Source organism: Ruegeria sp. L11 (assembly GCF_056531755.1).
On sequence record NZ_JBQFMI010000011.1, the window covers coordinates 104,826 to 112,636 of the forward strand.

7 protein-coding genes and 1 pseudogene are annotated in these 7,811 nt (G+C 56.2%); 2 read left to right on the plus strand and 6 right to left on the minus strand.

Translation table 11 applies throughout. The features are described 5' to 3' along the window. Positions 1-10: 10 nt before the first annotated feature. Positions 11-1,078: an ABC transporter ATP-binding protein gene (locus ACR0CE_RS15925; protein WP_480774240.1), complete on the plus strand. Its 1,068-nt coding sequence runs from the start codon at positions 11-13 to the stop codon at positions 1,076-1,078. A gap of 67 nt (positions 1,079-1,145) precedes the next feature. Further along, positions 1,146-2,375: an AGE family epimerase/isomerase gene (locus tag ACR0CE_RS15930; RefSeq protein WP_480833158.1), complete on the plus strand. Its 1,230-nt coding sequence runs from the start codon at positions 1,146-1,148 to the stop codon at positions 2,373-2,375. A gap of 144 nt (positions 2,376-2,519) precedes the next feature. Here ACR0CE_RS15930 and ACR0CE_RS15935 read toward each other — a convergent pair. The 6 genes and pseudogenes from ACR0CE_RS15935 to hpaD all read right to left on the minus strand — a co-directional run. Next, positions 2,520-2,732 (minus strand): annotated as a pseudogene (locus tag ACR0CE_RS15935) (DUF2218 domain-containing protein); the annotation flags it as partial. A 12-nt stretch (positions 2,733-2,744) separates the two neighbouring features. Next, the gene (locus ACR0CE_RS15940) at positions 2,745-3,575 is read right to left on the minus strand and encodes an aldolase/citrate lyase family protein (protein ID WP_480833159.1); all 831 of its coding nucleotides are present in this window, start codon (positions 3,573-3,575) and stop codon (positions 2,745-2,747) included. 12 nt (positions 3,576-3,587) lie between these two features. Then, a complete protein-coding gene (gene hpaH / locus ACR0CE_RS15945; RefSeq protein WP_480833160.1) occupies positions 3,588-4,388 on the minus strand; it encodes a 2-oxo-hept-4-ene-1,7-dioate hydratase in 801 nt (266 codons plus the stop codon). Beyond that, positions 4,385-5,239 (minus strand): fumarylacetoacetate hydrolase family protein, encoded by an 855-nt coding sequence (locus ACR0CE_RS15950; RefSeq protein ID WP_480833161.1) that lies wholly within the window; start codon positions 5,237-5,239, stop codon positions 4,385-4,387. The genes hpaH and ACR0CE_RS15950 overlap by 4 nt, the downstream gene beginning before the upstream one ends. Further along, a complete protein-coding gene (locus ACR0CE_RS15955; protein WP_480833162.1) occupies positions 5,239-6,711 on the minus strand; it encodes an NAD-dependent succinate-semialdehyde dehydrogenase in 1,473 nt (490 codons plus the stop codon). The genes ACR0CE_RS15950 and ACR0CE_RS15955 overlap by 1 nt, the downstream gene beginning before the upstream one ends. Before the next feature lie 93 nt (positions 6,712-6,804). Next, a complete protein-coding gene (hpaD, locus tag ACR0CE_RS15960) occupies positions 6,805-7,656 on the minus strand; it encodes a 3,4-dihydroxyphenylacetate 2,3-dioxygenase (RefSeq protein ID WP_480488665.1) in 852 nt (283 codons plus the stop codon). Positions 7,657-7,811: the final 155 nt, after the last annotated feature.

Here is a 7,811-nt window from a genome sequence, read left to right on the forward strand (position 1 = left end):
AGGCCAGATCATGGCACGTATCGAACTTCGTGACGTTGCAAAACGCTATGGATCCGTTGAGGTCCTGCGCAACATCAATCTTGAAATTCAGGATGGCGAGTTCATCGTTCTGGTCGGCCCGTCAGGCTGCGGCAAATCCACTTTGCTGCGCATGGTTGCTGGCCTTGAACCGATATCAAGCGGCGACTTTCTGATCGATGGCGAGCGTATGAACGATGTGAGGCCAAGGGACCGGGACATCGCGATGGTGTTCCAATCCTACGCTCTCTATCCGCATATGGACGTCGCGCGAAACATGGGTTTCTCAATGGAAATCCGCAAAGCTCCGGTGGCTGAACGCATATCAAAGGTCGCCCAGGCGGCAGAGACGCTGGGATTGACCAAATTGACGGATCGCTTGCCCAAGGCCCTTTCGGGTGGTCAACGTCAGCGGGTTGCCATGGGGCGGGCCATCATCCGAGACCCGCGCGCATTTCTGTTTGACGAGCCATTGTCAAACCTTGACGCCGCTTTGCGTGTCGAGATGCGGCTGGAGATTGCGCGGCTGCATCAAAAGCTCAGCGCGACCATGATCTATGTGACCCATGATCAGGTCGAAGCGTTGACGCTGGCAGATCGGATCGTTGTTCTGAACGCAGGCGACATCCAGCAAGTCGGCAGCCCGCTTGAGCTTTATGAAAGACCGGCCAACAAGTTTGTTGCGCAGTTTATCGGTTCACCCACCATGAATGTTGTGCCTGTATTGGGAACTGAAACTGGTGTGAATGTCGGGAATGGGGTTGAAATAAAAATCCTCGATCAACCCCTTACCGCTCAGGCCAAAGAACTGGGTGTAAGGCCGGAACACATCGATGTCGTGGACAACGGTGCCGGTGATCTGTCGGCCGTTGCGGATGTTGTTGAACATCTGGGGTCGGACACGAACATCTACGTCAATGCCGAGGGGATCGGCCCCATGATGGTGCGCAAGCATGGCAATATCCCCGTGAAATCCGGGGATCGCCTCGGTTTGCGCATTCAAGCACAGAATGCACATCTGTTTGCCTCGGATGGTACAGCGTTGCGACGGGCTTGCTGAGATGATGGGCAATTTGGAAGATCGGGCCAAGTCGCGCACGACAGGACTCCATCCGCGGGATATTTAGATGAACGACAATCAGTTATTGCTTCCGGGGTCACAGTCCGAGACCGGGTTTTGGATTGAAACGCCAAGACACCGCGATTGGTTGATGAACCAGGCCAAGCGGCAACTTACGTTCTTCAGCGCGAGTTGCCGGGATGAGCCCGGGTTCTATACACTTGGTCACGATGGTCGCCCGCTGCCCGGCAAGCTGCAGGAGCTGCACACGACAACCCGGTTGATTCATTCTTATGCATTAGGACATCTGTCTGGTTTTCAAGGTGCTGAACGGATCATTGATCACGGTATGGCATTTCTTGAAAGCCATCACCGAGATCGCGACCACGGCGGATATCTTTGGGCGCTGGAAGGGGATCAGATCAAGGATGACCGCAAGCTTGCTTATGGGCACGTCTTTGTCCTTCTTGCCTCGGCAAGTGCGAAAATGGCGGGTCACCCGGATGCAGACAAACTAACGACAGATGTCCGAAATGTTCTGGAAAAACACTTCTGGGACGAAGAAGCGGGCCTGTTTCGCGATGAATGGAACAGGGATTGGACGCCGTTTTCCGCATATCGTGGAATGAATGCCAATATGCACGGCGTTGAGGCGATGCTGGCTGCCTTTGAGGCAACAGGGGACGAAACCTACCTGTCCCGCGCCGGTCGCATTCTGGACTTTTTCATTGGCAAAATTGCACCCGGTGAAAACTGGCGTCTTCCCGAACACTATTCGTCTGATTGGCAAATTAATCGGGATTATGCGGGGGATCCGATGTTCAGGCCTTCCGGAACAACGCCGGGGCATTCGTTCGAATTGGGTCGGCTTCAGCTTCAGCATTGGGATTTGTCAGGCCGAACGAGCCCTAATGCTCCGAACACGGCGCGCCACCTGATTGCGCAGGCTTTGAAAGATGCGTGGCTGCCTGATGGCGGGTTGGCCTACACACTTGATTTTGATGGCCGCGTTGCCAACGCTTCGCGGTTCTGGTGGCCCATCACCGAAGCCATCGGGGCGGTTGCCGCTCTGATCGTGCTAGACAGAAGGCCAGAAGACGAGGAGTGGTACAGAAAGCTCTGGACCTATGCTAATGAAACATTTGTCGATCATCAGCATGGCGGCTGGTATCCAGCAGTAGATAGGGCAGGGGCTGTTGTGACGTCCATCTTTGACGGCAAGCCGGACATCTATCACTCGTTGCAAGCCTGTCTGTTTCCACTGTCACAACGTCTGTCGAGGATGATGCCGCTTTAGGTTTGGAAAATCCGCAGTTGCGGCTTGTTTTACCCGAGTCAGAATCCGGTGCAGGGTCCTGTCGAATACCCGCAGACTACAAATTGTAGCCTGCGGCGGTGTCCGAGAGTCCCGGGCGCGCTCGGTTGCCCTTGCATTCCAGCGTTATGCATTCCAAACAACCTCGAACTCCTCGCGAAATGCAAAGCGTTTCAGGTGGTCCTCTATAACACCCATCCAAAAGTTCAAATCCTCACGTGGGCCGACTGAAGCAACTATTTCCAGCCCTTCGTCCGTCGCTTTCATCGCAACCGCGCGCCGGTTTTCAAACGAAACGTTTCCTTCAGTTGCGTCAAATTCGACTTGCCCTTTGTGGGACCAGTGCTTGCATTACTGCTGAAGATATTTGCTGGCCATTTCTGTTCGCGCATTTCCAGATGCGCACTGGTCTGGCAACATTTCCAACGCAGTTTCGGCCGCCCCGCGCATAGACTTGGCAAAAAGTGTTACGTCGATATTCGTGGCCAGGAACGTAACCCCAAGATCCAGACACTTGCGCTGCATCACGGGGTCCAACGTTAGGATGCCCGCTGCCTTGCCCGCGGCCACGATCCTTGTCAACGCGTCCAAAACCGCTTCGACCACGTCGGGGTGGCCAGCATTGCCGATGTGCCCCATATCCGCAGCCAAATCTGACGGACCGATAAATACGCCGTCGACATCTGTCGTCAGAATGTCATCCAGTGCATCCAGGCCAAGGCGGTTTTCCACCTGAACCAACAGGCAAATCTGGTCGCCTGCCGTTGTCAGGTAATCCGGGATCGCCGCGAAACGCGAAGCACGCGCCAGAGCAGACCCAACGCCTCGAACTCCATGTGGTGGATATAGCACCGCGCGCACCAATTCCCGCGCTTGATCGCCGCTTTCAACCATTGGCACCAATATGCTTTGGACGCCAGCATCGAGATATTGCTTGATCATCCAGGTCTCGCCAATTGGCAGGCGCGCTACCGGCTGGCTACCTGTGCCTTCGATGACCCTCACTTGCTCAAGGATAGACCGCAGATCGTTCGGGGCATGTTCCCCGTCAACAAGCAGCCAGTCAAATCTGGATGTGGCGGCGATTTCGGCGGCATATGCATTGGCCATCCCAATCCAACATCCGATCTGGGGTTTTCCGGCTTTCAGTGCGGCCTTGAAGGGGTTTGTTGGCGCGGGCATTAAGGTGCTCCTTCAATCAAATTTGATATCGACCGAGCCGAAGGGTCCGAAATCGGCGTGAATTTCTGTGCTTGGCGGGCATTCGACGGGGCGAATGAAGCTGCCCGACAGGATCACTTGTCCGGGTTCAATACTTTGTCCGTATTGCGCCATGCGCCGGGCCAGCCAGACAACACTTTCAACAGGATCATTCAATACGCCGGCCCCAAGGCCGGTTTCCTCAATCTCACCGTTGCGGAAGGTCAAGGCACCAACCCAGCGCAGGTCGAATTCGTCAATCGCGTGCTGCTCTGTACCCAGCACAATGCCCGCATTGGCCGCATTGTCGCTGATTGTGTCAAAGACGGTTCGGACCTTGCCAGTCTCGGGGTCCTGACGCTGAATACGTGTGTCCAGAATTTCAATCGCCGGTGAGACGTAGTCCGTGGCGGATACGATATCGTCGCGGCTGACATTCTCGCCACCGACTGCGGATTTCATGACAAAGGCGATTTCAGCCTCGATCCGGGGCTGGATGAAACGGCCCGCAGGAACCGTACCACCGTTTTCAAACGCCATATCATCAAACAGGATGCCGCTGTCGGGAATATCGATGTTCAGCGCATATTGCATCGCTTTCGACGTCAGACCGATCTTCCACCCGATGATCTTGCGCCCCTCGGCCAGTTTCTGGCGAAAGATGGCGTTCTGCACCTCATAGGCGTCGTCCATATTCATCTCGGGGTGGCGCAGGCTCAGCAGACCGATCTGGTCGCCGGTGCGTTCAGCCTGAAGCAGGTCGGCTGCCGCGCGGGCGTGCTCTTCCGGCGTCATACCTTCTCATCCTCGACCGTGTTGCGCAGGGTGCCGATACCTTCGACGGAAACTTCGACCACGTCACCCGGTGCAAGATATTTTGGCGGGTCAAAGCGCGCACCCGCTCCCGTAGGAGTACCGGTTACGATAATGTCACCCGGTTTCAGCGTCATGAAGGTCGAGATATACTCGATCTCGCGTCGGATCGGGAACATCATGCGGTCAAGGGTGTCGTCCTGGCGCAATTCACTATTGACGCGGGTCTGAATGCGGGCGTTATCTAATTGCGCCGGATCGGTGAAGGGCACCAGCCACGGGCCGATCGACCCTGAATTGTCCCAGTTCTTGCCCTGAGTCACGTTGAACTTGGCATGGCGCACCCAATCGCGGATCGTGCCTTCGTTGCACAGCGTCAAAGCGGCGATGTGGTCATAGGCTTCGTCCTGCGAAATCCGGCGGCCCGCCTTGCCGATCACAATGGCCACTTCGCCCTCGTAATCCAGCGTGTGGTTTTCCGGCGGGCGGATCAGCGGGCGGTTGTGGCCGGTAAAGCCGCTGGCAAAGCGGGGGAACAGCGACATATATTCCGGCTGCGCGCTGCCATCCTTGTATTCCGCATTTCTGTCCGGGAAGTTCACGCCGACGCACAGAATGCGACGGGCATCCGGCATCACCATTTCATAGATGAAATCGGAATGGGTCACAGGCTTACCCTCGGCCGCCGCAGCCAACCGGCTAAACTCACCCGCAGCGATGACCTCATACAGGCTGGAAAACTCGGGGAAATCACCGTTCAGGGCAATCGCACCATCATCGGTAATCGCGCCAAAGAAGGTATCCCCTTCGGCGGTGAAAGTAGCAAAGCGCATTAAGCCTCCTCGGCGGTGTCGATGCCGCCCATGCACAGGTATTTGAGTTCCATGAAGTCATCCAGCCCATGGCGCGAGCCTTCACGGCCCAGACCAGACATCTTGACCCCGCCAAACGGAGCTTCCGCAGTCGAGATCAGGCCGGTGTTGATTCCGACCATGCCATATTCCAGCTTCTCGGAAACTCGCCAAACGCGAGCCAGGTCGCGGGAATAGAAATATGAGGCAAGGCCAAACTCGGTGTTATTTGCCGCAGCGACGACTTCGCTTTCGGTGTTGAACTTAAAAAGGGGTGCGACCGGGCCAAACGTCTCTTCGGTCGCGACCGCCATCTCCGAAGTAACACCGGTCAAAATGGTTGGCTCAAAGAATGTGCCACCCAGATCGTGTGAATTGCCGCCCAGAGTGACTTCGGCACCTTTCGAGGTCGCATCAGCGATGTGTTCAGCAACCTTGTCGACAGCCGCCTGATCGATCAGCGGACCAAATATGATACCTTCGTCAAAGCCATTACCAGTGGGCAAAGTCGCTACTTTGTCGCGCAGCTTGGCGGCAAAGGAATCGTAGACACCGGCCTGCACGTAAATGCGGTTGGCGCAAACGCAGGTCTGACCATTATTTCGAAATTTGGCGATCACCGCTCCTTCCACAGCGGCGTCCAGATCAGCATCATCGAATACAATGAAGGGCGCATTGCCACCCAGCTCCAACCCCAGTTTTTTGATCGTTGGCGCGCATTGCGCATATAGAAGCGTTCCGATCTCGGTCGAACCGGTAAAGGTCAGCTTCTGCACTGTCGGGTTCCCGGTCATCTCGCCGCCAATGCCACGCGCTGAGCCGGTGACGACCGAGAACAGCCCCGCAGGCAGGCCCGCTCTTTTGGCCAGAACCGCCAACGCGATAGCTGAGAATGGAGTCTGGCTGGCCGGTTTCAGAACCATGGAGCAGCCCGCCGCCAGAGCAGGGCCAGCCTTGCGCGTGATCATAGCGTTTGGGAAATTCCACGGCGTAATCGCGGCTACAACCCCGATGGGTTGTTTGATCGTCAGGATGCGTTTGTCTGGAGCGTGGCCTGGGGTGACATCACCATAGGCGCGGCGGGCCTCTTCTGCGAACCACTCAATGAAGCTGGCACCATAGGCGATCTCACCTCTGGCTTCGGCCAGTGGCTTGCCCTGCTCAGCTGTCAGGATGGCGCCCAGATCGTCCTGGTTCTCCATCATCAGTTCGTACCAGCGACGCAGAATTTGACTACGCGTTTTGGCGGTGCGTTTAGCCCACTCATGGCGCGCGGTCTCGGCAGCAGCAATAGCTTCGGCGGTTTCGGCGGCGCCCAGATTGGGAACATGACCAATAACTTCGCCGGTGGCAGGGTTGGTGACGGCAAGGCCGTTGGCCGGGTCAGCTTCAATCCAGCGTGTACCTACAAGGGCGGCCTCTCGCAGCAAACCGGGGTCTTTCAAAGGAAACATTTGGGGACCTGCATCAGTTCGAATTAGATAGATCAACGGCTTGCCCCGCCAAAAGGCACCAGGGGCAAGCAATCGGAATGGAAACCGCGATCCTCAGACCGGGAATATGACGTTAGTCTGACCGGTGCCTGAGGACGGGAAATACTCGGTCACAACCTCGCATTTCTTGTCGTAAGCGTCCCAGCCGAGTGCGCCGTATAGCATCGCGGTATCATGCATCGAACCTTCACCGCAGCAGAAGTTGGCATAGTCACCCAGCATCTTGAGGAACGTAGCGTGATCGCCGTTTTTCCACATTTCCAGCACGTGCAGATCCATCTGGCGATTGAATTCTGAGCTGATTGTGAAAGTGCCGTTATTGGCGGCATAGTCCTTGTTGGCCCAGATCTTGTGCGACAGCGAACCCGACGCAACCAGCAGCACCTTTTCGTCGCTGGCCTCGACTGCTTCGCGGATTGCCTCGCCGACGATACGGCTCTCGTCATGAGCGTGCACGGTGCACCACGCACCGATCGACACCACTTTCATTTCGTGTTCACGGCTCATGAACCGCATCGGCACCAGCGTGCCGTATTCCACCTCAAGGCTGTCCAGGTGATGGGCCAACGTATAAGCACCCTTTTCGGTCGCAATCCGCGCAATCGCATCACCCAATTCGGGGTTGCCCTCATATTTATAGGGCAGGTCCTGAATGAACTGGGGGAATTCATTCGACGTGAATAGACCCTCAAAATGGTCGTTGGCGTTTATGTGAAAGCCCGCGTTCAACACCCAATGCGTATCACAGATGACAACCGTTGTTGCGCCCAGTTCCTTGGCGCGACGAGCAATCTCCCGGTGGCCATCGATAGCCGGTTGACGCTTGCCTTTGATCGGTCCTTCCTGCTCGGACATGAGCAGGGTAGGCACGTGAGTCATTTTGGCGGCAAGTACGATTTCTCCCATGGTCTCCTCCTGGAGTTAGAGTTTCTTCGCGCGTATTTCGAGTGCAGTCGGTTACAGTTTCCCGAGCTGCATGATGTTGTGGTTTCCGGTTGCGAAGCCGACGTGTTTTTGTTCCATGTAGAACTCGAAGCTCCAGTTGCCGCCGTCGCGGCCGA

Bases quoted from the DNA above. Each gene is read 5' to 3' on its own strand.
- ACR0CE_RS15925 (WP_480774240.1), top strand. From the start codon at position 11: ATGGCACGTATCGAACTTCGTGACGTTGCAAAACGCTATGGATCCGTT.
- ACR0CE_RS15930 (WP_480833158.1), top strand. From the start codon at position 1,146: ATGAACGACAATCAGTTATTGCTTCCGGGGTCACAGTCCGAGACCGGG.
- ACR0CE_RS15940 (WP_480833159.1), bottom strand. From the start codon at position 3,575: ATGCCCGCGCCAACAAACCCCTTCAAGGCCGCACTGAAAGCCGGAAAA.
- hpaH (WP_480833160.1), bottom strand. From the start codon at position 4,388: ATGACGCCGGAAGAGCACGCCCGCGCGGCAGCCGACCTGCTTCAGGCT.
- ACR0CE_RS15950 (WP_480833161.1), bottom strand. From the start codon at position 5,239: ATGCGCTTTGCTACTTTCACCGCCGAAGGGGATACCTTCTTTGGCGCG.
- ACR0CE_RS15955 (WP_480833162.1), bottom strand. From the start codon at position 6,711: ATGTTTCCTTTGAAAGACCCCGGTTTGCTGCGAGAGGCCGCCCTTGTA.
- hpaD (WP_480488665.1), bottom strand. From the start codon at position 7,656: ATGGGAGAAATCGTACTTGCCGCCAAAATGACTCACGTGCCTACCCTG.